Source organism: Microbacterium sp. CGR2 (assembly GCF_003626735.1).
In the GTDB taxonomy this organism is placed as follows: Bacteria; Actinomycetota; Actinomycetes; order Actinomycetales; family Microbacteriaceae; genus Microbacterium.
Genome location: NZ_RBHX01000001.1, coordinates 1,038,808 through 1,062,959, shown reverse-complemented (window position 1 = coordinate 1,062,959; position 24,152 = coordinate 1,038,808). Strand labels below are relative to the sequence as shown.

The window sequence follows — 24,152 nt, the reverse complement described above, 5'->3', positions numbered from 1 at the left end:
ACCGTTGACGGGTGCCATCCAGTTATCTCGCCCCGAAGGGCACCCCGGTCACACTGCTCGAATTCGAGCGCAGCGGGGCGACCCTCATCACCGAGACGTTCGGCGACGGCGACCACACCTTCCTCCTGCTCCATGGCATCGGCATGGGACGCAGCGTGTACCTCGACCTGGCGCAGCGCCTGCGGGGTCGTGTCATCGCGATGGACCTGCCCGGGTTCGGCGAAGCACCCGAGCCCGAGCGCACCTTCACGATGGAGCGGCACGCGGACTTCGTCGCGGCGTACCTGCGACATGTCGATGCCGGCCCGGTGGTGGTGATCGGACATTCGATGGGAAGTCAGATCGCGGCTGAGCTCGCCGCCCGGCATCCGTCTCTCGTCGAAGCCGTCGTGCTCGCCGGCCCCACCGTGAACAAGGCGACCCGCAACATCTGGGCGCAGGCGCGGTACCTTCTCGTCGATCTCGTGGGTGAGCGACCACTGGTGATCTGGCGTGGCGCGCGCGAGTATCTCCGCGGCGGACCGCATCTGCTGCGGAAGATCCGTGCGACCATCGTGCACGAGCCGGAGGATGCCTTCGTCCGGATCGACTGTCCTGTGCTCGTGCTGCGTGGCGAAGACGACCCGCTCGCTCCGATGAGCTGGTGTCGGGAGATCATCGACGCGATTCCCGGTGCCGACCTGGAGGTCATCCCCGACCACGGTCACGGGACCCTGATCAACGACTCGGAGCCCGCAGCACGCCTGATCCACGAGTTCGTCGGCCGCGTCTGAGGCGTCTGAGGCGTCTGGTTCCACGAGAGCAGGCGAGCGCACCGGATGGTGCGGGGATGACTCAGCCCGCGGCGGGCGGGGTCTGCTTCGACTCGGCCAGTTCGTCGACGACGAGACCCCGCTGATCGGCGGTACCGTTGCGATACGCCTGGCGCCCGACCATATGCGCCGACAGCGGTGCGGTGGCGAACTGCATCAGGACGACCGGCGCGACCAGAGCGAGCCCGACCAGGAAACCGCTCACTGAACGCTGCGACAGGGCGATGGCTATGCAGATGAGCACGAGCCCGAGCACCTGTGGTTTCGTGGCCGCGTGCAGACGGGAGAGCACATCGCGGAAACGAAGCAGCCCGACCGCCGCCGAAAGGCACAGGATGGCCCCCAGAAGGATGAGGATGAGGACCGTCGCATCGATGACGGCATCCGGGATCACCAGACCGAAGACGTTCATGATGTCGTGTTGTCCCTTCGCGCCACGAACCGGGCGACCGAGATCGACCCGAAGACTCCGATCGCGGCGATGATCAACAGCACCGGGATGTTGCGGGTGTGCCCGTTGATGGCCATCTCGGCGCCGATCACGCACATCACCTCGGTGAGCAGCACGTCGGATGCCACCGCGCGGTCCAGAATCGAGGGCCCCTGCACGATGCGCACCACCGTGAGGATGGCGGCGATGCCGAAGACGATCGAGATCGTCAGAAGCAGGATGTTCATCTATCGGCCCCCTTCATCGACGCCTTGCCGGCTGCGGCCCGCTCGTCGGCCTTGAGGGCACGGTACTGCGTGGGGTCGCCCAGCGCTCGCACGATACGGCGCTCCCAGCGGAGCACTCCCGCGCGCTGCTTGTCGACATCCGCAGTGGTCCGCACACCGATGACGTGCAGGTAGAGGATCCGTCGGTCGCGATCGGCTTCGACGATGAGCGAGCCGGGGATCAGTGAAGCTGTGACAGCGACGTGGGTCATCACCAGGTCGTCGGCGTATCTGAGAGGTACCGCGACGATCGCCGTTCCCGGCTGACGGCGGAAGTCGAAGACCTGCGCGGTCACGGACAGCGCGCCGCGCAGGACGGCGAAGAGGAACCTCCCGACGAACAGCGCCGCGTACCAGAGGTTGACCCGTCCCGAGAGGGCGACAGTGGGGAGACGGAAGACTCGCGTGACGAAGACGGCGACCACGAGCCCGGTCAGGAAGGCCAGCGGCGTGAACTGCGCCCACAGCAGCATCCACAGCACGACGAGCCAAGCCAGGAACGGCAACTGCAGGCGGACGTCGCGCCAGAGGTGTCGACGGGTGTCTCTCATCCGTTCACCTCGTCTTCCAGCTGCACGAGGCTGACCGGCTCCAGGAGAGCCGCGCCGATGCGGTCGCAGAGTGCATAGAGCGGGCCCGCGAAGATCGTCAGCGCGACAGTCACGCTCACCATTCCCGCCGTCGCGAGGGTCATGATCTTGGGGATGCGGCGGGTCTTCTGCTGTTCGTCCGCCGCGGGGGCGTTGCCGAGATGGGAGATGCGGCCGTCGGTTTCGACGGAATCCTCTTCTTCTCGCCAGAAGGCCAGGTTCCAGGCACGCATCAGCGCATAGAGCGTCAGCAGCGAGGTCACGATGCCGCCGAAGATGAGAGTGATCATCAGCGGTGTGCCGACGGATGCCGCGGCCTCGAACAGCGCGAACTTGCCGATGAACCCGGAGAACGGGGGAATACCGCCGAGGTTGATCGCCGGAACGAAGTAGAGCACGGCGATCACCGGGGCGACCTTGAGAAGCCCCTTCACCCGCAGGATCGACGTACTGCCTGCTCGACGTTCCACGAGGCCGACGGCGAGGAAGAGCGTCGTCTGCACGACGATGTGGTGCACGATGTAGTACACCGTCGCGCCGATCGCGGCCGGCGTGGCGATGGCAAGCCCGAAGATCATGTAACCGACATGGCTCACCAGCGTGAACGACAGGATTCTCTTCAGCTCCGCCTGCGCGACCGCGCCCAGCACGCCGACGATCATCGTCGCCAGCGCGATGATGAGCAGGACGGTGTCGATGCTGTTGGAGGCGAAGAGCTGGGTCTCGGTGCGGATCAGCGCATAGACGCCGACCTTCGTCAGCAAGCCGGCGAAGACCGCCGTCACCGGCGCGGGGGCGGTCGGGTAGGAGTCGGGAAGCCAGAAGGAGACGGGGAAGATCGCCGCCTTGATACCGAACGCGATCACCAGCATCAGGTGCAGCACGAGCTGCGTCTCCTGGGGGAGTTCCGCCATCCGTTCGGCGATCTGCGCCATGTTCACGGTGCCCAGCGCCCCGTAGATCATCGCGATGGAGGCGAGGAAGAGGATCGAGGAGACGAGCGACACGACGATGTAGACGGCGCCGGTGCGGATGCGCGACTCGGTGCTGCCGAGAGTGATCAGCACGTATGACGCGACCAGCAGGATCTCGAAGCCGACGTAGAGATTGAACAGGTCGCCCGCGATGAAGGCGTTGAAGACTCCGGCGGCGAGGATCAGGTACGACGGGTTGAAGATCGAGGTCGGCGTCTCTTCTATGCCGTCTGCGACTCCTTGACCGACGGAGAACAGCAGCACCGCCAGGAGCACGATGCTCGAGACGAGCACGAGCAGGGCCGCGAGGCGATCCACGTAGAGCACGATCCCGAACGGCACCGGCCATCCGCCCACCGAGACAGCCAGCGGTTGACCCACGTCGACGACGACGAGCAGGACGGCCGCGATGACCGAGACCGCCGCGAGGGTCGCGATGGTGACGAACACCTGCAACCGCGCGTTCCGTCCGAAGATGAGGGTGACGGCCGCGCCGAGCAGCGGAAGGGCGACGAGCAGGGGGACGAGCGCGGTCATGGCCGGTCCTCCGTTCCCTCGGTCGGTGCATCCTGCGCGTCGAACGGCGCATCGTCATCGATGGCGGGGTGGTCACGCATCTGCAACACCGTGATCGGCGCGGTCTGCACTCCGACGAAGTCGGTGGTCGCCTCGTCATCGGCATCCGCCTCGTCGTCCATGACGTCTTCGTCGGCGTCGGTACGGGCACGCAGGGCGATGTCGGCCTCGTCGTCGAGGACGATGTCAGCCTGACCGAGTTGCCACGAACGGTAGATCAGGGCGAGGAGGAACGCCGATACGGCGAACGTGATCACGATGGCGGTGAGGGTGAGCGCCTGTGGGAGCGGATCGCTCACTTCCCCTTCCACGCCGTAGAACGGCGCGGCTCCGGGTACGCCCATCACGATGAGCAGAAGGAGATTGGTGGCGTTTCCCAACAGCAGGAACCCGATCAGCACACGGGTGAGGCTGCGCTCGAGCATCGCGTAGACGCCGCACGCGAACAGCACCGCCATCACGACGATCAGGGTGAGCGAGACGTCCATCAGCGGGCCACCTCCCCGTGTGCTGTCGGGTTCGACGTCGCCCGCACGGACGCCTGTCGATCGACCTCGGCGCCCAGGCTGCGAAGCACGTCGAGGACGAGTCCGATCACGACGAGGTACACGCCGATGTCGAAGATCGTGGATGTGACGAACTCCATGTGGCCGATGCCCGGGATCTCCCATTCCCAGAAGTTGCTGGTGAGCGGGGCGAGCCCGAAGAACAGGGGGATCACCGCCGTGCCGACGGCGAGGATCAGGCCGGCACCCAGGAGCCGGCCGGCGTCCGTCGGCGCCGCAGCGCCCAGCTCCCAGCGACCACCGGCGACGTAACGCATGACGAGCGCCATCCCACCGACCAGACCGCCGGCGAAGCCGCCGCCGGGAAGGTTGTGGCCCGCGAACAACAGGAAGATCGAGACCACGATGATGGTGTGGAAGAGGATGCGGACGATCACTTCGAGCAGGATCGACCGATTCTCGGGCTTCATCCTCTGCCCGCCGACGAGCCAGGCACGCGGGCTGTCTTCGTTCTCCGACGTCTGGAATCGGATGCCGTCGGTCGTCTCCACGAGCGGCCGGCTGCGAGCGGCTTTCCGTGTCGCCCGCGGCAGCGTGTGGGTGGCGGCGAGCAGGTCGGCGCGATGTGTGACGAACACGAGGGAGGCGACACCGGTCGCCGCGAGCACCAGCACGGACAGCTCGCCCATCGTGTCCCACCCACGCATATCCACCAGGGCGACGTTGACCACGTTCTTGCCGTGCCCGATGTCGTAGGCGAGCCTCGGGAACGCCGTCGAGATCGGCTCCGCGATGCGGGATTGGGTCGCGACCACCGCCACGAAGGCCATCGTCACACCGACCCCGATCGCGAGCAGCGCACGAGGTATGCGGCCGACGGAGGCGTTGTGCTGGCCCATCCGCGCGGGAAGCCGGCGGAGCACGAGGGCGAACGCCACCATCGTGACGGTCTCGACGAGGATCTGGGTGAGGGCAAGGTCGGGCGCGCCGCTGGTCGCGAACAGCACGACCATCCCGAGGCCCGTGACCGAGACCAGCACGACGCCGGTGTACCGCTTCTGTGCTCGGACCGCGAAGAGTCCGGCAGCGGCCATGATGGGCGCGACGGCGATCTGAGCGGGCGTGTGCCAGGCCGAGAGGTTGTATCGGTCGACGTCACTCGCGATCAGCGCGGTCGCCTCCGCGGCGACGAAGACCACGAAGATCGTGCCGACGTAGACGGGGAGCGAACCACGCTGGGTGAGTGTGGTGCTGAGCACGGAGAGTCGGTCGATCCCGCGCATGACGAGGTAGTAGGCATCGGCAGCGGTGAACGGGAGCACCCTCGACTTGCGGTCCCAGCCGGTGCGCCGGGTCAGCACGAACAGACCGAGCCCGAGCACGATCGTGAGGACCGAGATGCCCAGCGCCGGTTCGAATCCGTGCCAGAGGGCGAGGTGGCCGGGACCCTCGACGGCCTCGCCCGCGGCATCCAGCCCCGGAGCCGCAGTGAGGGCGTAACCCTGCAGCGGAATGTCCAGCGCGGAGGAGCCGATCCCTGCGGCGAGCGTGACTCCGGCGAGGACGATCGGAGCGGAGAGGAAGCCGACGGGCGGGTCGGGCCAGGCGGTGTCCGGCATCCGCTGCCCCTGCGCGTCCCGCTTGGTCCAGAACGCCCCCCAGAGGAAGCGTGCCCCATATGCCGCGGTGAGCATGGACCCGAGTGCCACACCGATGATCGCGATCAACCCCCAGGGCGAGCCACCCTGGGCATCGTCGAGGAGCGCGGTGAGCGTGGACTCCTTGGCGACGAATCCGATGGTCGGCGCGACGCCGGCCATCGACGCTATCGAGATGAATGCCGCGGTCGCCATGACCGGAGCCTGACGACCGACCCCGGAGAGTTCCGTGATGTCTCGGGTGGAGAGCTGGCGGTCGATCACGCCGACGATGAGGAACAGCGCGGACTTGAAGAGAGCGTGACTGATCACGAGGGCGAGTCCGGCGAGCGCGGCGGCCTGGGTCCCGTACCCGGTGACGACAGCGAGGAACCCCAGCTGGCTGACCGTGCCGAACGCGAGGACACGCTTGAGGTCCGTCTCGCGCAGCGCTTGAATGCCCCCGAGCAGCATCGTCAGGATGCCGAGCGAGATGACGATCGGTCGCCATGGCGCGCTGAACGCGAAGATGGGGGCGAAGCGGGCGATCAGATAGATTCCGGCCTTCACCATCGCGGCGGCGTGGAGGTAGGCGCTCACGGGGGTGGGAGCGGCCATCGCGCCGGGGAGCCAGAAGTGGAACGGGAAGAGCGCCGACTTGCTGACGGCACCGATCAGGAGCATCACGACGGCGGCGTCGACGATGGGTCCGGTCGGTGCGAGTTCGAGGATCTCCCGGATGCTCGACGTGCCGGCATCCACCACCAGGAGGACGACGCCGACGAACATCACCAGCCCGCCCAGCGTGGTCACGAGCAGGGCCTGCAGGGCAGCACGACGGCTCGCGGCGCGACGGCGATAGTGCCCGATGAGGAGATAGGACAGGATGCTCGTGACTTCCCAGAACATCACCAGCACCACGAGATCGTCGGTGAGGACGAGCCCGTACATCGCGCCGGCGAAACCGAGGAGCACTCCGGCGAAACCGCCGATGCCGGCAGCGTCGTCAAGGAAGTACCAGCGGCAGTAGAGCAGGACGAGCGACCCGACACCGGTGACGATCAGGGTCATGACCCACGCCAGCACGTCCATGTGCATGGAGAGATTCAGCCCGAGCTGTGGGATCCAGGAGATGGCGACCAACGGTGCGGGGCCGTCGATGACCTGTGGTGTCAGCACCAGCGCATGGATGAATGCCGCGGCCGGAATGAGTGCCGCGACGGCGAAGGCCATCGACCCCAACCACCGCACCAGCACGGGCATCAGCAGCGATCCGAGAAGGAACACGGCGAGGAGAGTCAGCATATGCGCGGCTCCCTCGGGGCTCGTCGGCCATACGGCTCAGGCGGGCGGGTGTCCTTCGAGTTTACCGGTGCGCTGGGCCCCTCCGCTCCGGCGAGTGAACAGAGCGTGCCAGAGTTGTCGCATGCGGGGGGCGTGGATGCGGGAACTGGCCGGCTGGGTCGGTGCGCTGGCGGTCGCGGTCATACTCACCGGGCAGGTTGCGGCGTCCGACCGTGCCGAGCTGCTGTTCCGCGACGGCGACTCGCTGATCGTGGCGCTGTCGGCCCGCTCGCTGCTCTCCGGCGAACCACTCGGGTGGGCGATGTCCAGCGTCCTCTTCCTGCCCGAGACGGCGCTCTTCACCGCCCTCGACCTCCTCCTGCCGTTCGACGTCAACGGCATCCTGGCCATGAATGCGGTGATCAACCTCGTCGCCTTCTACGGGGCGGTGCGACTGGTCGCCGGTCGGCGCCGCAGCGGCACCGCGCCGGTGGCGTGGTCCCTGGCGGCACTCGTCGCGTTCTCGGCCGTCGCCGCGACCGAGACGTCGGCCTCTCGCGACGCTCTGGAACTCGCATCCCTGACATCGACCACCACCTACTACTCGGCGACGGTCATCGCCGTCGTCCTCTCGGTCGGGCTCGTACGGCGCGCCCTCGACGATCCTCGGGGCGGCGCGTGGCGTCTGGTGATACTCGCCGCGGTGGCTGCGGTGTCGACACTGTCCAACCCGCTGTACGCGGTCTGGGCAACGGTTCCCCTCACGGTGGTCCTTCTCCTGGCGACAGTCAGGTCGGCGGAGAAGCGGCGGATGCTGACGCTCCTCGGCATCCTGCTCTCGGGCACGGTGGTGGGATTCATCGTCCGTATTCCTTTCGAAGCATGGATCGCCAACGCCGGCACCGGCTACGCCCGACCCGAGTTGTGGAGGGAGTCGCTGGCCTACTACTCGCAGCTCTTCGGCGATCGACTCGCGACACCGCTCGGCACGCTGGGCGTTCTCTTGTCGCTGGCGCTCCTGGCGTGGGCGGTCGTCCGCACCGTGCGGGCGGAGCACTCCGGGTCTCGCCTGGTGGCCTCGATCGCCTGGGTGATGCCGGCTGTGGTCGTCATCGGAGCGATCGCGCTGGGAACGCACGCCGCCAGGTACCTGCAGCCGGCGGCGTTCGCTCCGGTGCTCGCCCTCGTCGCCTGTCCACGTGCGGTGCCGCTGCCGCGACGGGTGGCACGAGCGTCGGTGGGGGTGCTGGCCGCGCTGGCCGTGATCGGAACCGCGCTGAGTGTGCCGCGGGTCGCGGGAGCGGCGACGGCCGCGGACCAGGACCTCACGTGCGTGACGAATTGGGTGGACGCGTCCGGACGGACCGGCGCCGGGCAGTTCTGGACCGTGCGCCTGCCGAAGCTGCACCTCGACGATCCTGCGCGCCTCGTGCAGGTCGACCATCAGTTGCGCGGCTACGCATGGCTGGTGAACCGCCACGACTTCGCGGTCGGTGAGGTGTCGTTCCTCGTCGAGGACGCGCAGACCGTGCCGTGGCAGCTTCCCCGGCCTGCCGTCCCCGAGGAGATCGTCGACTGCGGTCGCTACCGCATCCTCGACTTCGGCGCCGTCACGCTGCCGATCGGTCCGCAGCGCAGCTGAGCACCATCAGCTGCGGGGCTCAGCCGTGGTCGTGCCTGGACGGAACCGACACGTGAGGTGCTGGGTCTCACCGGGCTCACCGCGCAGCATCCGCGCGACCTGCTCTCCAGCCGCACGCCCCTTCTCCACGGCGGGCTGCACGCTCGTGGTGAGTGTCACGTCGGCGAGACCGTCGACCGCGATCCCGTCGAATCCGGCGACGGAGAGATCCTCGGGCACCCGGAGCCCGAGCTCTTCGGCGGCCCGGATCACGCCCACAGCCAGCAGGTCGCTCTGCGCGAGGACCGCCGTCGGGCGCGTTGCGGCATCGGCCAGCAGCATCCGCCCGACGATGACACCCTCGTCGATCAGGCTGCCCGACGCGGAGATCGCGGGAGCGACGGGGAAGACTTCCCGCAAGCCGGCCAAGCGATCGATCGTCACGTCGACCGTGGCGCGAGCGAGTCGTTCCGCGGTCACGACGCCGCGCTCTCGCTCGGCGTCGAGGGGAAGCGTGACCAGCGCGACATCGCGATGACCGAGATCGTACACATGCCGGGCCACATCCGCGGAGGCCGCGGTGTTGTCGAGGCTGATCCGTGGGACCCCGTCTCCGGCATCGCCCTCGATCACGACCACGGGGAGTCCCCGTCCGCGCACCACTTCCAACGACGCCCGCGTGCGCCCGGAGCATCCGATGAGGACGAACGCATCGACGGGCGCGTTCGCGAGCGCCGATCCGTCCTCGCCCGGTTCATCGCGCATGAGCAGGATGCCGTCGCTCAGGTCGGCGAGGCCGTCGGTGAGGCCGTCCATCAGCGCAATCGCCACCGGATCGAGGAACGCGGCACGCAGATGGCCTTCGAGCACGACAGCGACGATGCCGCTCCGACCTCGTCGAAGGGATGCCGCGCGGGGATCGGGCCCCGTGTAGCCGAGCTCCGCCGCCGCTGCGAGGACCCGTTCTCGGGTCGCCGCCGCCACCTTGGCCTTGCCGCTGAAGACGACGGATGCCGTGGATGTCGCGACGCCCGCCTCACGCGCGACGTCGGCGATGGTCGCCCGGCGCGGTGTCTCCTGGGTGCTCATACTCCGAGGATAGCTCGCCTGGGTTCCGCGCGGTCGAATCGATTCGATAGGCTGTCCGGCATGGACAACGCCCTCACCCGTTCGCAGTTCGTGCGCTGGCGCGCAGCGATCTTCGCCATCTTCTTCGCCAGCGGCCTCTCGATCGCGACGTGGGCGTCCCGAGTACCGGGAATCAAGGAGGCTCTCGGCCTCGACAATGCGCAGGTCGGCATGATCCTGCTGGGCATGGGCGTGGCATCCATCCTCGGCATCTCCACGAGTCCGGCCGTGATGGCACGCACGGGCGCACGACGCGGCATGTTCTTGGCGATGCTGACCTTCGCCCTCGGCATCACTCTCGTCGGCCTCGGTGCGAACGTCTTCGGATCGGTGCCCATCGTGCTCGCGGGCATGGTGCTGTTCGGCTTCGGCAACGGCTGCGTCGACGTGATGATGAACGTGGAGGCGACGGCGATCGAGCAGCAGATGGGCAAGACCATCCTCCCGGTCTTCCACGCCTTCTTCAGCTTCGGCACGGTGATCGGCGCCGGCATCGGAGCGTTGGCTGCTGCGCTGTCGATCGACGTCGCCACCCACGCCACCATCATGGGAGTCGTGATCGCGGCGGTCGCCGTCGTCTGCTTCTTCCAGGTGCCCGTGCGCGAGGCAGCGCTCGACCCGCAGGATCACGAGAAGCCGGCATTCCGCGAGCGCATGCACGTCGCGCTCGAGGCCTGGCGCGAACCGCGCACCTACCTGCTCGGGATGGTGATGCTCGGGATGTCCTTCGCGGAGGGCGGCGCCAACGACTGGATCGCCCTGGGCACGGAGCAGGGGCATGGCTTCCCCGAAGGAACAGGCGCGGTGTCGCTCGCGGTCTTCTCGATCGGCATGACCGTCGTACGACTCTTCGGTGGACCGCTCGTGGACCGGTTCGGGCGCGTGACCGTGCTGCGGATCCTCTCGGTCGCGGCAGCATCCGGCATCCTGCTGTTCATCCTGGCGCCGAACCTGCCGCTGGTCCTCGTCGGTGCGGCACTGTGGGGCATCGGCGCCTCCCTCGGTTTCCCCCTGGGCATGTCGGCCGCAGCCGACGACCCGGCGAAGGCTGCCGCGCGCGTGAGCGCGGCAGCGACCATCGGTTACGTCGCGTTCCTCGGCGGCCCCCCGGTGCTCGGCGTCATCAGCGAGCACATCGGCCTGCTCAACACCCTGTTCATCCTCGTCGGCCTGGTCGTCGCCTCCGGGCTGTTCTCCGGCGCGGCGCGGCCGCTCCGCGAGGACGAGAAGACCCCGGTCACGAAGTAGGCTCGACGGGTGCGTCTCGTCATCGCCCGTTGCTCGGTGGACTACACCGGTCGACTCAATGCCCATCTCCCCCTCGCCACTCGTCTGCTCGTGCACAAGGGAGACGGGAGTCTGCTCGTGCACTCCGACGGCGGGAGCTACAAGCCGCTGAACTGGATGAGTCCTCCGTGTTCCCTGTCGCGACAGGAACCTGGCGAGGAAGAGGCGATCGCCGGTGTCATCGACGTCTGGCGCGTGGTCCACAAGAAGACCGGCGACGCGCTGCGCGTGCAGATCTACGAGATCCTTCACGACTCGAATCACGAGCTCGGCATCGACCCGGGACTGCAGAAGGATGGCGTCGAAGCAGATCTGCAGCGACTGCTCGCCGAGCAGGTCGACCTCATCGCGGACGGCGCCACGCTCGTCCGACGCGAGTACCCGACCGCGATCGGTCCGGTGGATCTGCTCGTGCGGGATGCCGCCGGTGTCGCGATCGCCGTCGAGGTGAAGCGTCGAGGGGACATCGACGGCGTCGAGCAGCTCACCCGCTACCTCGAACTGCTCGGGCGCGACCCCCACCTCTCGCCGGTCCAGGGCGTCTTCGCCGCGCAGGAGATCAAGCCGCAGGCGCGAGTTCTCGCCGAAGACCGCGGCATCCGCTGTCTCGTGCTCGACTACGACGACATGAAGGGCATCGAGTCCGGCGTTCCGCGCCTGTTCTGACCGGCGCGCCGCTCACGCGCTCCGTTGCACACCTGTGCAGGAGAAACGGTCGAGGCGCCGCGGGCCCATAGGCTGAAGGGATGCCCTCCTCCCCTTACTCCTGTGTGCTGTGGGACGTCGACGGCACCATCGTCGACGCATCCGTCGGCATCCTCCGTCGCCTCAACATCGCACTTCCCCACTTCGGCCACCCCGCGCCGACCCGCGAGCAATTGATCCACTGGATCGGACCGCCGATGTTCGACTCCTTCCAAGACCAGGCAGGGATGACGCCGGACCAGGCGACCGAGGCCGTGAGCTTCTATCGCGCGCTCGGCAAAGCGGATGGCTACACGACCGACGTCGCCACCTATCCGGGGGTGGCCGACCTGATCCACGACCTGCATTCCGTCGGCATCCCGCAGGCGACGGCGAGCTCCAAGCCCGAGATCCAGGTCGATGCGCTGATCGATCACTTCGGACTGCGCCCATCGTTCACGACGACGGTAGGAGCGACGCCGGATGAGGCGACGCTGGCGACGAAGACCGACATCGTCGCAGAAGCACTCCGTCGACTGCGGGTCCTGGGCGCCGACACCTCACGACCCGTGCTGATCGGCGATCGGCATCACGATGTGGAGGGCGGCAACGCCAACGGGGTGCCCGTGATCTTCGTCGAATGGGGTTTCAGCGACCACCACGAAGGTGACGACGCGGCGTTCCGCGTGACGTCCGTCGATGACCTGCGGGCGCTTCTCCTCGCCTGAAAGCCTTCGGCAGACAGGGTCACACCCGTCAAAAGCACAGAACTCCCCGCCGGATGTCGCACGCGGCGAATCCGGACGGGGAGTTCTGAGATCGCCCGCGCTTAGAGCGGGCGGATGTTCTCTGCCTGCAGGCCCTTGGGGCCCTGCGCGACATCGAACTCGACTCGCTGGTTCTCGTCGAGAGACCGGTAGCCGGATGACTCAATGGCGGAGTAGTGCGCGAAAACGTCAGCGCCGCCGTCGTCGGGGGAGATGAAGCCGAAGCCCTTCTCCGAGTTGAACCACTTGACCGTGCCCTGGGTGCTCATGTACTGCCTGTTCTGCTGGTGAAAAAGCCGACGCAGGTATGCCCCGACATCGCTAACGCTAGTGGAGGAGGCCCCCAGCGGAACAGAGTGTGCGAGAAGGTAATCCAAATGTTGCATGAGCGGCACACGCCGGTGATCGCCGCGATGGCGGAGAATACTCCCGGGCACGTGGTCGGCGCGTGGTGGGCCGACGGCAGCCGTCCGAAAAATGGTGTGGCCCTCACCGCGGGGGGAGCGATGAGGGCCGAAGACGACCGGAGGGTGCGTCAGAGACAGCCTACCCCCTCTTCGGCCTTCTTGTCCCCCATTTGGGGGACAAGAATTCGAGCGGTCGCGAAAATGCCAGCGACCCCCTCGAGCAGCCCATTGGGGACTGAACTGCTCGAGGGGGCCAATCGCATGCACGGACCGTCTTGCCTCTGGGGAAGGCTGTCCGTCTTCTGGGGAAAGACGGAGACGATCGATCCCCTGTGCATGCACTTTCACCATAGGGGAGGATGCGGGATCTCGCACGGCACGTCGCGCTAACCTGAGGCAGTGACGATGCTGAACAAAGACATGACCCTCTGCATCTCGTTGTCGGCGCGACCCAGCAACAACGGGACTCGTTTTCACAACTTCCTCTACGAGGCGCTCGGGCTGAACTGGATCTACAAGGCGTTCGCGCCGACGAACCTCGAACAGGCGATCAGCGGCGTCCGCGGGCTCGGCATCCGCGGGTGCGCGATCTCCATGCCCTACAAAGAAGACGTCATCGCCCTCGTCGACGAGATGGATCCGTCGGCGAGCGCCATCGATTCGGTGAACACGATCGTGAACGACGACGGCGTGCTGACCGCATACAACACCGACTACTCCGCGATCGCGCAGTTGATCGCTCGCAACGGACTCGACCCGCAGTCTTCCGTGCTGCTGCGGGGGTCGGGCGGAATGGCGAAAGCGACGGCTGCGGCGTTCCGCGACGCCGGCTTCACCCGGGTCACCCTCGTCGCCCGCAACGAGAAGAACGGGCGAGCACTGGCCGGACTGTACGGGTTCTCCTGGACGCCGGATGCCGGAGACGCGACGGCTGACATCCTCGTCAACGTCACGCCGATCGGTATGAGTGGCGGAGCGGATGCGCACACGCTGTCATTCTCGGCAGAGGCGGTGGCCGCGGCCTCCGTCGTCTTCGATGTCGTCGCCCTTCCCGCCCAGACACCCCTCGTCCAGGCCGGACGGGCTGCGGGAAAGATCGTGATCACCGGCGCCGAGGTCGCGACGCTGCAGGCGCTCGAACAGTTCGTGCTCTACACCGGTATCCGACCGACGACCGAGCAGGTGCGAGCGGCAGAAGACCTCATGCGCGCTGTGCAGTGAGCGCGTCGATGAAGACGATCGGCGTCTTGGGCGGCATGAGCTGGGAATCCTCGTTGGAGTGGTATCGCCTGGCCAATGAGCGGGTGAGAGCCCTGCGCGGCGGGCACCACTCGGCACGGATCGTGCTGGACTCCCTCGACTTCGCCGAGGTCGAGGCGATGCAGGCCCGAGACGACTGGGAGGCGGCGGGCGCGCTGCTGGCCGAACGCGCCAGCGCTCTCGAGCACGCCGGGGCCGAGTTGCTCGTGCTCTGCACGAACACGATGCATCTCGTCGCTGACCGGATCCAGGATGCCGTGGACATCCCGTTCCTCCATATCGCCGATGTCGCTGCCGAGGCCATCTCCCGGGCGGGGTTGCAGACGGTCGGCCTGCTCGGCACCGCCTTCACGATGGAGCGGGCCTTCTACTCTGACCGCCTCGCCGCCCACGGCATCCGCACCCTCGTCCCCGACGCGGACGACCGGGCCGAGGTCCATGCGATCATCTACGACGAGCTCGTGCACGGCGTCATCCGCACAGAATCCCGTGACAGGTACGTCCGGGTCATCGAGCGCCTGATCGCCCGCGGCGCCGAGGGGATCGTCTTGGGCTGCACGGAGATCGAATTGCTCATCACAGCCGCGGACTCACCGGTCGCCGTCTTTCCGACGACGGCTCTGCACGTCGACGCGGCGGTCGCCGCTGCACTCGGGTAGCAGCAGAGACCATGACCTGCTGACGCGGGCGGCCTGAGCCGATTCAGCTCGCGTGACCTTCGGCGAGATAGGCGAGGCGATGCAACGTCTCGGCGTTGCGCCAGCGCAGCATCGGCGTCGTGATCAGGCTCGGCAGCAGCGTCGCCGGCCCCTTCACCGGCTCCTCGTCGATCCGCACCTGACACCCGGAGCCCATCGTCTTGGCCCGAATGGTGACCGTGGCCTCGCCGACCGGCCAGCCGCGCGCGCGAAGCACAGCCCGCCGCGGCGGATCCCACTCCTCGATCTGGGTAGTGTCATTCAGCAGCGCCGGCCAGACGCCGACAGAGTGACTGAGCTGCGCGCCGGGGCTCGGCCACGAAGTATCCACATCGCGCATCCGCGAGGCCCCCACCACCCAGCCCGGGTAGAGCCAACCGTTCCCGAGCACTCGGAACACGTCTTCGGGCGTGCACGCCATCGCGCGGACATTGGTGGCCATCGCTACTCCCCCGGGCGACGCGCGCCGATGCCGGGTTCGTCGTTGTGCGTCGACTCGTAGGCATCGGGGTCGCCGGACGGCGATTCGACGCGCGCTGCTCCACCGGCTCCGGCATCCGCCCCGCCTCCCCCGGCGGGGACGTCCTCGATCAGGTCCGGGTCATCCCCGCCGCGCTCAGCCAGGTGCTCGGAGATACGTGCCCGCGAGTCAGCGTCGCCGGCAGCACCGGCGTCTTCGCGGCCCGACTCGCGGTCGCCATCGCTCATTCGGTGCCGTCCCGCAGGTCGGTCGGGGCGTCACCACTGTGCCCGGTGCCCTGGTCCTCGGGTGCGAGGTCACCCTCACCGTCTTCACCGAGTTCCGCCTCGAGCGGCTCGTCACCCTGCGTCTCCGGCTGAAGCGCATCCTCGGCGTACGTGTCGGTCGGAAAGGTGCCCGCCCGGAAAGTGCCGTCGAGGGGGTCCTGGTTGTTGGCGAAAGCCTGGGGGTTCGACATCGTGCGCTCCTCTGATCGGTGTACGAGAACACCAGCATCGACCGGATGACCGCAGAAGGGAGGCCCGTTGACACCGGGCCCCGACGGCGGTACCCCGGCGACCGCGAACTCAGGCTGCGGGGACCGCCGTCGATGAGCGCACGATCAGCTGCGACCCGAGCGTGACGACGTCGGTGATGGCCGTTCCCGAGATCGCCTGGAGGAGAAGATCGACAGCCAGCGCGCCGCACCGTTCGATCGGCATCCGTACGGTCGTCAACCCCGGCGTCACGGCGCCCGCGAGGTCGATGTCGTCGATGCCGACGATGCTGATGTCTTCCGGCGTGCGGCGACCGAGCTCCGACATGCCGGCTTCCAGCCCCAGCGCGACGAGGTCGTTGTACGCGACGACAGCCGTGGCGTTGCTGGCAGCGGCGAGCGCGGCCGCGGCGCGACCACCCTGGATCGACGCCGCCTGGTGGCTGAGGCGAGTGAGCCGGATGCCGTGACGTTCGCATGCGCGTGCGATCGTGTCGAACCGTCGGGCGTCAGCCCATGAGCCGCGCGGCCCCGAGGCATAGGCCACGTGCTGGTGCCCGAGGGCCACGAGGTGTTCGACCGCCTGAGTCGGACCGTGCTCGGTGTCCATCACGACGCAGGGCGCGCCGTCGATCTGGCGGTTGACGACGACGTGGGCGGTACCGCCGACGAGGGTGAGGACTTCGTCGTCGGGGAGGCGCGGCGAGCACAGCAGGATGCCGTCGAGCTTGCGCGCCTGCTCGATCTGCTCGCGCTCACGGCGCAGGTCCTCGTCGGCGTCGAACAGCACGATGCGGTGGCGGCCGTGCCAGGCCTGGCCCTGGATCGCCTTGAGGAGCATCCCGTAGACGGGATTCGCGACGTCGGGCACGATGACCCCGATGGTTCGGGTGGCGACGGCGCTCTGCGGGTTCGAATAGCCCAAGTCGGTGGCGGCCTGCAGCACTCGTTCGAGTGTTCCACCGGCGAGGCGGTCGGGCTCGCCGAATGCGCGCGACGCGGTGGCGATGGACACACCCGCTCGCCGTGCCACGTCGGTCAATGTCGCTGTCACGTTCGCCTTCCGCTCTCTCGTCTCTCTATGATCGTGCATCGCGTTGTGAAAAGAGTTGACAAGTTTGTACAACTGCTACATGATCTCTTACATGTCGATCATCGCCGATCACCCGGCTCCGGAACGCGCCGGTATCCTCCACCTGGGTCTGGGCAGCTTCCACCGAGCGCACCAGGCCGTCTACACCGCCGCCGCGCTGGCCACCTCGGGCGGTGACTGGGGAATCATCGGGGTCGCCTCGCGCTCCCGCACGGTCGTCGACGCGATGCACGCGCAGGACATGCTGTACTCCGTCGCGACGATCGCACCCGACAGCACCTCCTTGATGGTCCCGGGCGTACACACCGACGCATTCGTCGGGGCCGAGCGGCCGGACCGTGTCATCGCGCAGATCGCCGATCCCGGCATCCGCATCGTCACCCTGACCGTCACCGAGAACGGCTACAGCTACTCCCCCGCGACACAGCGCCTCGACCTCGACGACCCCGCGGTCCGCTCCGACCTCGGCGGCGGCGCTCCTCGTTCCACGATCGGCCAACTCGCTCGGGGCCTGCAGGCTCGCGCGGCATCGGGCGGAGCGCCGATCTCCGTCCTCAGCTGTGACAACCTCTCCGCCAACGGCGCACACACCGAGAAGCTCGTCCGCGAGTTCCTCCAGGCGCTGCCCGCTGCAGAGAGCGCCGACACGTTGACGTTCCTCGACCGAGCCGTCTCCTTCCCCTCGAGCATGGTCGACCGCATCGTGCCGTCCACGACGCCGGAGCTGCGGGCGCGCGTCGGTGCCCTCCTCGGTGCGCACGACGAGATCCCGGTCCCCGCCGAACCGTTCACCATGTGGGCCATCGAAGACCGGTTCGCCGGCGGTTGCCCTGCCTGGGAGCTCGGCGGCGCAGTGTTCACGAGCGAGGTGGGGCGCTACGAGCAGATGAAGGTGCGCTTGCTCAACGGCACCCACTCCCTGATCGCCTACCTCGGTGCTCTCCGCGGAGCCGGAACCATCCCCGAAGCCATCGCCGGAGACGAGATCGCGAGCGCGGCTCTCGCCGTACTCCGCACGGAGTACGAACCGTCGATCGAAGTCCCCTCCGGCATCGACATCCGCGAATACGAGCGACAGCTTTTCGAACGCTGGGGCAACAGCGCACTCGGTCACCGCACCAGTCAGGTCGGCACCGACGGTTCCGTCAAGTTGCGCCAACGCATACCGGAACCCGCGCTGCTCGCCCTCGGCCGCGGCGAGATGCCGCACCTGATCGCACTCACGGTCGCGGCATACCTCTCCTGCCTCGCCCCCCTTTCCGGCTTCGAGCCCGGAGCGCACGCCGCTGCGATGACCGATCCCGCCCGCGAGCGTCTCGCTGCTCTGGCCTCGACGGCACGCGACGGGCGTGAGCTCGCCGAGCGCGTCATCGCTGAGCTGCAGCTCTTCGGCGACGGGCTCGCCGGCCACGACCCCTTCATCATCCGCACCGGAGAGCTGATCGATACGATCCAGCGTCGGGGTGTCGACACCGCCATCGCCGACGCTGTCATGGCATCCGAGAACGTCACGAAGGAGATGCAGCCATGAAGGCTCTCGCCGTCCACGGCAAAGAAGACATCCGGTGGGAAGATCGCGAGGTCCCGGCACCCGGCGACGGAGAGGTGCGCCTGCGCGTGAACTTCGTGGGCATCTGCGGCTCGGACCTGCACTACTACTTCCATGGCGCGAACGGCGAGTACACGATCCGCGAGCCGCTCACCCCCGGGCATGAACTGTCCGGAGTGGTCGACCTCGACCCGTCCGGCCGCCTGGCCCCGGGCACGCCGGTCACCGTGCATCCCGCACGCTACGGCCCCGCCGTCGCCGGTCTCGAGGAGCACCCGCACCTCCGCCCGGGCGGCGACTACTTCGGCAGCGCCGCCGCCGACCCGCACCGTCAGGGCGGGGCATCCGAGCTGCTGATCGTCGAAGACCACATGATCCGGGTCCTCCCCGAGTCGCTGCCGCTCGAGCGAGCGGCCCTCGCCGAGCCGCTCGCGGTCGCGATCCATGCGGTGACCCTCGCCGGCGACATCACCGACCGTCGCGTCCTGGTGATCGGCGCCGGCCCCATCGGCCTCCTCGTGGTCGCCGCCGCCCTCGACGCCGGTGCCGGCATGGTCGGCGTCAGCGACGTGCGCGCCGAACCGCTCGACCGTGCCCGGTCGCTCGGCGCGAGCGCATCCCACCTCGTCGGCCACGATCCGATCGACGATGAGTCGTACGACGTCGTCTTCGAGTGCTCCGGTGTCGGAGTGGCGCTCACCCAGGCCGTGCGCGCAGCGCGGCGAGCCGGCACGATCGTGCAGGTGGGGATGCTCCCGAACGCCGAGATCGGTGTCAACCTCGCTCCGGTGCTCTCGAAAGAACTCACGATCCGGGGCGCATTCCGCTTCTCCACCGAGATCGACGACGCGATCAGGATGCTCGCCGCGTCCGAGTCGTTGGCCTCCGTCGTCTCCCATGTCGTCCCGGCATCCGATGCCGTCCACGCGTTCGAACTCGCTCGCGACTCGTCCGCCTCGGCCAAGGTCCTGCTGGCTCTCTAGCGGAAAACCGCTGCCCCGCGCCGCCCTGCGCACATCACTACGAAGGAGTATTCCGATGAGCAGTTCCCCCGTCTCCGGTGTGGATGCGTCCGCGCCACCCACCGCCCAGCGCTCGATGGGCGACCTGGTCCGCGCTGCCGTCTCCGGCTGGCTCGGAACCGCGCTGGAGTTCATGGACTTCCAGCTGTACTCGCTGGCGGCGGCACTGGTCTTCAGCCAGCTGTTCTTCGCCGGTGAGGACCCGGCGATGGCCGTCGTCCTGGCGATGGCCACCTACGGCGTCGGCTACATCGCACGACCCATCGGTGCTTTCGTGTTCGCTCGCATCGGCGACCGCATCGGCCGCCGCAAGGTGCTGTTCTACACGATCCTGCTGATGGGTGCGGCAACCACGCTGATCGGCTTCCTGCCCACCTATGAGCAGGTCGGCATCCTGGCTCCGATCCTCCTCGTCATCCTGCGTCTGGCGCAGGGTTTCGGCGCCGGAGCCGAGATCTCGGGAGCGGGCGTCATGCTCTCGGAGTACGCCCCCACCAACCGGCGCGGTGTCATCGCCTCGCTCGTGGCACTCGGAACCAACTGCGGCACGCTCTTCGCCTCGGCGATCTGGGCGATCCTGCTCGCCGTGATGCTCGAGAGCGATGTCATCGAGTGGGGCTGGCGCATCCCGTTCATCGGCAGCGCCGTCATCATGCTCTTCGCCCTGTGGGTGCGGTTCAACCTCAAGGAGAGCCCGGTCTTCGAGGAGCGCACCGACGTCGTCGACGGCAAGGCCCTCTCGCGCGACGAAGTGGTGAAGCTCGCCACCGAGACCAACGACATCCGTACCCTGCAGTCCCTGGAGCGCAAGCCGATCAAGGCGATCATCGTCTCGTTCTTCCTGCGCTTCGGGCAGGCCGGCAACTCCGGTCTCGTGCAGACGTACCTCATCTCGTTCATCACGATCACGCTCGCGATGTCGAAGGAGGTCGGCCCCGAGGTCGTCATCGTCTCGTCGCTCATCGGGTTCCTCACGATCCCGCTCATGGGCCTCCTCGGTGACCGTTTCGGCCGCCGCCGGATGTACATCGTCATGACGTCGCTGTCGCTCCTGTTGATCGTGCCGACTCTGCTCATGATCAACACGGCGGAACTCGTCTGGGTCTTCGTCGGCTACGCCCTGATCCACAACATCTCGGTCCTGGGTCTGGCGTCGATGGAGAACATCTCCATCCCCGAGATCTTCGGTGCTCGCAACCGTTACACCCTGACTGCCATGGTGCGAGAGATCGCCGCGATCATCGCCACCGGCATCGGTCCGATCATCGTCGCGGCCTGGGTCTCGGCGACGACCGGCAGCATCGTTCCGGTCATGGTCCTGATGGGCATCTTCACCGCTTCGGCTCTCGCTGCCGCCATCTGGGCCCCCGAGTGGACGGGACGCGATCTCACCGATCCGCGCGCCGCCATGTGACCCCGCGACGACCGCCACCACCATCCGGGGTGCGGCCGCGAACCGTGGCCGCACCCCCGAGAACGAGGAATCCGACATGACCATCGAGCTCGTCGACGTCAACATCACCAGTCCCGGCCGCAACTTCGTGACGCTGAAGATCACCACGTCCGACGGGATCGTCGGCTGGGGAGACGCGACCCTCAACGGCCGCGAGCTCGCGGTCGCCTCCTACCTCGCAGACCACGTCGCCTCGACGTTGATCGGCCGCGACGAGGACCGGATCGAAGACACCTGGCAGTACCTGTACCGCGGACCGTACTGGCGCCGCGGGCCGGTCACGATGGCCGCGATCGCCGCGGTCGACATGGCGCTGTGGGACATCAAGGCGAAGAAGGCGGGGATGCCCCTGTACCAGCTGCTCGGCGGGGCCAGCCGTGAAGGTGTTCGGGTGTACGCCCATGCTTCCGGCACCGACTACGCCGCGCTCTCCAATGCGATCACGGGCTACCAGGAGCTCGGCTTCACCGCGGTACGTGTGCAGACCGGCGTGCCGGGGCTCGGCCAGATCTACGGAGTCTCCGCCGCCGGACCCGGTGTGCGCTATGACTACGAACCCGCCAAGCGCGCCGAGAACGGTCGGCCCAGCGAAGAGACGTGGGACACCCGCAACTACCTGAATCACATGCCCGGTGTCTTCGCACAGATCCGCGAGGAGTTCGGCACCGATCTGCGCATCCTGCACGATGGTCACCACCGGATGTCGCCGATCGAGGCCGCCCGGTTCGCGAAGGACATCGAGCCCTACGACCTCTTCTGGCTCGAGGACTGCACGCCCGGCGAAGACCAGTCAGCGCTGCGCCTCGTTCGCCAGCACTCCACGACTCCGCTCGCGATCGGCGAGGTGTTCAACTCGGTGTACGACTACCAGACGCTGATCACCGAGCGTCTCATCGACTACGTGCGCTCAGCCGTCACGCACACCGGTGGCATCACGGCGATGAAGAAGCTGCTCGACTTCGCGGCGATCTACGGCATCAAGTCCGGCATCCACGGCCCGACCGACATCTCGCCCGTCGGCATGGCCGCCGCCCTGCACCTCGATCTCGCGATCCACAACTTCGGCATCCAGGAGTACATGCCGCACAACGAGCAGACGCTCGAGGTGTTCCAGACGTCGTTCACGTTCGACCAGGGCTTCCTGCACCCGGGCGAGCAGCCCGGCCTCGGCGTCGAACTCGACGAGGCTGCTGCCGCCGGACACGAGTACACCAAGGCGTACCTCCCCGTGAACCGTCTGCTCGACGGGACCGTCCACGACTGGTGAGGTAGGTCCGGCTGCACAGCCGAACTGCCGGTCCTGCTCGGATCAAGTGGGGTGCAGTGAGCCTCGAGTACTCGCCGGGCGAGGATCAAGTGGTGCGGGCCGAGATGGCGCGTTTCACCTACCGCCCGCGCAGCTCACTGAGCGCCTGGACGACGGCGTCGTGATCTTCGGCAGACGGAAGCCCGGAGACGGTCGCGACGGCGACGACACCGACGCCCGTCACCCGCACGGGGACCGCGCCCCCTGCGACGGCGTACTCCGCGGGCCTCAGCCATCCGGGTTCGAACATGTCGCGGCCGCCGGCGGCCATGCGCGCCTCCAGCAGTGCAGTGCTCGTCTCGAAGCGAAGAGCTGTCGCGGCCTTGAGCCGAGCCCACTCGTCGTTGTCGCCGGTCGCGCCCGGCATCGAGGCGTGGAACAGGATGCCGGATGCCGTGCGCACGTCGATCGCCACCGGCAGAGACTCCGCCAGCGCCCGCTCCGCGAGGGAGCTGCCGAGGCGCCACGCGTCACGCCGGTCGAATCCGGTCAGCTCGAGCTCGACGTGCTCTGCTTCGAGCCGGGCCAGCCATGCGTCAGCATCCATCTGTCTGGTCGTCCTTTCGGGAGGTTCTTCGCCTGAGACTATGCGACCGGCGAACTGCGGCGAACTCGCACGTCTGAGACCGCGACCGGGCCGCGTGGGGAAACGTTGTAGAGTGCCCAGAATGAAAGCAGGAGGAGAGGCGACGGCGACTCTGCACGACGTCGCCCGCGCGGCGGGCGTGTCGATCAAGACCGTCTCGAACGTCATCAACGGCTACCCGCATATCCGCCCCGAGACGCGCGAACGTGTCGAGGTGGCGATCGCCTCGCTGCACTATCAGCCCAACCGTGCCGCGCGCAGCCTGCGCTCCGGGCGCACGGACATGATCGGGTTGATCGTGCCCGACCTGCGGAACCCGTACTTCGCAGAGCTCGCCGATGATGTGATGCGGGCGGCCCGGGAGCGCGGCTTCTCGGTGCTCATCGAACAGTTCGACCTCGACCGCGACAGCGAACTCGCCGCATTGCGCGATGCGCACCTTCGCGGCCTCGACGGCATCCTCCACTCGGTCCTGACCCTGGAGCAGGGTGATGCCGCACTGCTCGAGCGCGTGCCCGTGCCGATGGTCCTGCTCGGCGAGCGCATCTTCGACTCATCCCGCGACCACGTGACCATGCGCAACACCGACGGCGCACGGGCGGCCACCACCCATCTGCTCGAAAACGGGCGACGCCGCATCCTCGCCTTGGGCTCGCATCCGGGCGAAGAACTCGGATCGCCCGGGTTGCGACTCCGCGGGTACACCGACGCTCTGGCCGAGGCCGGCATCCCGCTCGATGACTCCCTCGTGGTCCCGGTCGACCTGTGGCACCGTGTCGATGGCGCCGACGCGATGCGTGCCGTCCTCGACGCGGGTGTCGACTTCGACGGTGTCGTCGCCTTCAACGACTCCCTCGCGCTGGGTGCGCTGCGCGTTCTCCTCGAGCGGGGAATCCGCGTGCCCGACGAGGTCGCCGTGATCGGATTCGACGATCTCGATGAGAGCCGCTACAGCCTCCCCGCCCTCTCGACGATCGACCCGGGGCGGTCCGAGATCGCCCGGACCGCCGTGGAACTCCTCGTCGCGCGGATCACCGGCACGGATGCCGGGCCTCCGCGCGAAGTCTCCACCGACTTCCTGCTCGTCCCGCGCGAGTCCACCACGGCCCGCCCGTAACCTTCCGGGCAACGCTTGACATCGGCCGCGCAACGGGCGATCATCCATTTACAACGTTTACCTCCATCGTTGTAAACCTGCGCACTCCGGCATCCGCGCCGAACAGACAATGCAGTCACAGA

The 24,152-nt window shown here is 67.7% G+C and carries 25 protein-coding genes; 12 read left to right on the top strand and 13 right to left on the bottom strand.

Going from position 1 to position 24,152, the window contains the following annotated elements; genetic code table 11:
• Positions 1 to 11: 11 nt before the first annotated feature.
• Positions 12 to 773, top strand: coding sequence for an alpha/beta fold hydrolase (locus tag D7252_RS05395; RefSeq protein WP_120774447.1), 762 nt, complete (start codon positions 12 to 14; stop codon positions 771 to 773).
• Between the two features lie 61 nt (positions 774 to 834).
• Here D7252_RS05395 and mnhG read toward each other — a convergent pair whose 3' ends face one another.
• The 6 genes from mnhG to D7252_RS05365 are packed head-to-tail and all read right to left on the bottom strand — an operon-like array spanning position 835 to position 7,117.
• Positions 835 to 1,224, bottom strand: coding sequence for a monovalent cation/H(+) antiporter subunit G (gene mnhG / locus D7252_RS05390; protein ID WP_120774446.1), 390 nt, complete (start codon positions 1,222 to 1,224; stop codon positions 835 to 837).
• Positions 1,221 to 1,490, bottom strand: coding sequence for a monovalent cation/H+ antiporter complex subunit F (locus D7252_RS05385; protein ID WP_120774445.1), 270 nt, complete (start codon positions 1,488 to 1,490; stop codon positions 1,221 to 1,223). The genes mnhG and D7252_RS05385 overlap by 4 nt, the downstream gene beginning before the upstream one ends.
• Positions 1,487 to 2,080: a Na+/H+ antiporter subunit E gene (locus tag D7252_RS05380; protein ID WP_120774444.1), complete on the bottom strand. Its 594-nt coding sequence runs from the start codon at positions 2,078 to 2,080 to the stop codon at positions 1,487 to 1,489. The genes D7252_RS05385 and D7252_RS05380 overlap by 4 nt, the downstream gene beginning before the upstream one ends.
• A complete protein-coding gene (locus D7252_RS05375; RefSeq protein ID WP_120774443.1) occupies positions 2,077 to 3,630 on the bottom strand; it encodes a Na+/H+ antiporter subunit D in 1,554 nt (517 codons plus the stop codon). Before D7252_RS05375 ends, D7252_RS05380 begins: the two co-directional genes overlap by 4 nt.
• Entirely contained in the window at positions 3,627 to 4,157 is a 531-nt protein-coding gene (locus D7252_RS05370) for a Na(+)/H(+) antiporter subunit C (protein ID WP_120774442.1), read from the bottom strand. The genes D7252_RS05375 and D7252_RS05370 overlap by 4 nt, the downstream gene beginning before the upstream one ends.
• A complete protein-coding gene (locus D7252_RS05365) occupies positions 4,157 to 7,117 on the bottom strand; it encodes a Na+/H+ antiporter subunit A (protein WP_120774441.1) in 2,961 nt (986 codons plus the stop codon). The genes D7252_RS05370 and D7252_RS05365 overlap by 1 nt, the downstream gene beginning before the upstream one ends.
• A gap of 121 nt (positions 7,118 to 7,238) precedes the next feature.
• Here D7252_RS05365 and D7252_RS05360 point away from each other — a divergent pair, with 121 nt between their 5' ends.
• The gene (locus D7252_RS05360; protein WP_120774440.1) at positions 7,239 to 8,738 is read left to right on the top strand and encodes a hypothetical protein; all 1,500 of its coding nucleotides are present in this window, start codon (positions 7,239 to 7,241) and stop codon (positions 8,736 to 8,738) included.
• A 6-nt stretch (positions 8,739 to 8,744) separates the two neighbouring features.
• Here D7252_RS05360 and D7252_RS05355 read toward each other — a convergent pair whose 3' ends face one another.
• Positions 8,745 to 9,806 (bottom strand): LacI family DNA-binding transcriptional regulator, encoded by a 1,062-nt coding sequence (locus D7252_RS05355; RefSeq protein ID WP_120774439.1) that lies wholly within the window; start codon positions 9,804 to 9,806, stop codon positions 8,745 to 8,747.
• Positions 9,807 to 9,866: 60 nt separating this feature from the next.
• Here D7252_RS05355 and D7252_RS05350 point away from each other — a divergent pair, with 60 nt between their 5' ends.
• The 3 genes from D7252_RS05350 (at position 9,867) to D7252_RS05340 (ending at position 12,544) form a co-directional block, all read left to right on the top strand.
• The gene (locus D7252_RS05350) at positions 9,867 to 11,093 is read left to right on the top strand and encodes an MFS transporter (RefSeq protein WP_120774438.1); all 1,227 of its coding nucleotides are present in this window, start codon (positions 9,867 to 9,869) and stop codon (positions 11,091 to 11,093) included.
• A gap of 9 nt (positions 11,094 to 11,102) precedes the next feature.
• The gene (gene nucS / locus D7252_RS05345) at positions 11,103 to 11,798 is read left to right on the top strand and encodes an endonuclease NucS (protein WP_120774437.1); all 696 of its coding nucleotides are present in this window, start codon (positions 11,103 to 11,105) and stop codon (positions 11,796 to 11,798) included.
• An 80-nt stretch (positions 11,799 to 11,878) separates the two neighbouring features.
• Positions 11,879 to 12,544 carry an HAD hydrolase-like protein gene (locus tag D7252_RS05340; protein WP_120774436.1) on the top strand — a complete coding sequence of 222 codons (666 nt, stop codon included), beginning with the start codon at positions 11,879 to 11,881 and terminating at the stop codon, positions 12,542 to 12,544.
• Between the two features lie 101 nt (positions 12,545 to 12,645).
• Here D7252_RS05340 and D7252_RS05335 read toward each other — a convergent pair whose 3' ends face one another.
• Entirely contained in the window at positions 12,646 to 12,852 is a 207-nt protein-coding gene (locus D7252_RS05335) for a cold-shock protein (RefSeq protein WP_046014597.1), read from the bottom strand.
• Between the two features lie 537 nt (positions 12,853 to 13,389).
• On the opposite strand from D7252_RS05335, the gene D7252_RS05330 reads away from it, so the two are divergent.
• Positions 13,390 to 14,211, top strand: coding sequence for a shikimate 5-dehydrogenase (locus tag D7252_RS05330; protein ID WP_183055183.1), 822 nt, complete (start codon positions 13,390 to 13,392; stop codon positions 14,209 to 14,211).
• Positions 14,212 to 14,219: 8 nt separating this feature from the next.
• Positions 14,220 to 14,909: an aspartate/glutamate racemase family protein gene (locus D7252_RS05325; RefSeq protein ID WP_120774434.1), complete on the top strand. Its 690-nt coding sequence runs from the start codon at positions 14,220 to 14,222 to the stop codon at positions 14,907 to 14,909.
• Between the two features lie 43 nt (positions 14,910 to 14,952).
• Here D7252_RS05325 and D7252_RS05320 read toward each other — a convergent pair whose 3' ends face one another.
• From D7252_RS05320 to D7252_RS05305, 4 genes are all read right to left on the bottom strand, one after another.
• A complete protein-coding gene (locus D7252_RS05320; RefSeq protein ID WP_120774433.1) occupies positions 14,953 to 15,390 on the bottom strand; it encodes an SRPBCC family protein in 438 nt (145 codons plus the stop codon).
• Between the two features lie 2 nt (positions 15,391 to 15,392).
• On the bottom strand, positions 15,393 to 15,656 hold the full coding sequence (locus D7252_RS05315) for a hypothetical protein (protein ID WP_120774432.1): 264 nt from the start codon (positions 15,654 to 15,656) through the stop codon (positions 15,393 to 15,395).
• The gene (locus tag D7252_RS05310) at positions 15,653 to 15,886 is read right to left on the bottom strand and encodes a hypothetical protein (protein ID WP_120774431.1); all 234 of its coding nucleotides are present in this window, start codon (positions 15,884 to 15,886) and stop codon (positions 15,653 to 15,655) included. Before D7252_RS05310 ends, D7252_RS05315 begins: the two co-directional genes overlap by 4 nt.
• Positions 15,887 to 15,995: 109 nt before the next feature.
• Complete coding sequence (locus tag D7252_RS05305) at positions 15,996 to 16,958, bottom strand: LacI family DNA-binding transcriptional regulator (protein ID WP_120774430.1); 963 nt, start codon at positions 16,956 to 16,958, stop codon at positions 15,996 to 15,998.
• 79 nt (positions 16,959 to 17,037) lie between these two features.
• On the opposite strand from D7252_RS05305, the gene D7252_RS05300 reads away from it, so the two are divergent.
• The 4 genes from D7252_RS05300 to manD all read left to right on the top strand — a co-directional run bounded on the left by D7252_RS05300 (position 17,038) and on the right by manD (position 22,288).
• Positions 17,038 to 18,528 (top strand): mannitol dehydrogenase family protein, encoded by a 1,491-nt coding sequence (locus D7252_RS05300; RefSeq protein WP_251050631.1) that lies wholly within the window; start codon positions 17,038 to 17,040, stop codon positions 18,526 to 18,528.
• Positions 18,525 to 19,529 (top strand): L-idonate 5-dehydrogenase, encoded by a 1,005-nt coding sequence (locus D7252_RS05295; RefSeq protein ID WP_120774428.1) that lies wholly within the window; start codon positions 18,525 to 18,527, stop codon positions 19,527 to 19,529. The genes D7252_RS05300 and D7252_RS05295 overlap by 4 nt, the downstream gene beginning before the upstream one ends.
• Before the next feature lie 55 nt (positions 19,530 to 19,584).
• Entirely contained in the window at positions 19,585 to 20,982 is a 1,398-nt protein-coding gene (locus D7252_RS05290; RefSeq protein ID WP_120774427.1) for an MFS transporter, read from the top strand.
• A 76-nt stretch (positions 20,983 to 21,058) separates the two neighbouring features.
• Positions 21,059 to 22,288: a D-mannonate dehydratase ManD gene (manD, locus tag D7252_RS05285; protein WP_120774426.1), complete on the top strand. Its 1,230-nt coding sequence runs from the start codon at positions 21,059 to 21,061 to the stop codon at positions 22,286 to 22,288.
• 118 nt (positions 22,289 to 22,406) lie between these two features.
• On the opposite strand, the gene D7252_RS05280 is transcribed toward manD, so the two are convergent.
• Positions 22,407 to 22,874 carry a heme-binding protein gene (locus D7252_RS05280; protein WP_120774425.1) on the bottom strand — a complete coding sequence of 156 codons (468 nt, stop codon included), beginning with the start codon at positions 22,872 to 22,874 and terminating at the stop codon, positions 22,407 to 22,409.
• Positions 22,875 to 22,995: 121 nt separating this feature from the next.
• Between D7252_RS05280 and D7252_RS05275 the strand changes: the two genes are divergently transcribed.
• Entirely contained in the window at positions 22,996 to 24,030 is a 1,035-nt protein-coding gene (locus D7252_RS05275) for a LacI family DNA-binding transcriptional regulator (RefSeq protein ID WP_120774424.1), read from the top strand.
• Positions 24,031 to 24,152 lie beyond the last annotated feature (122 nt).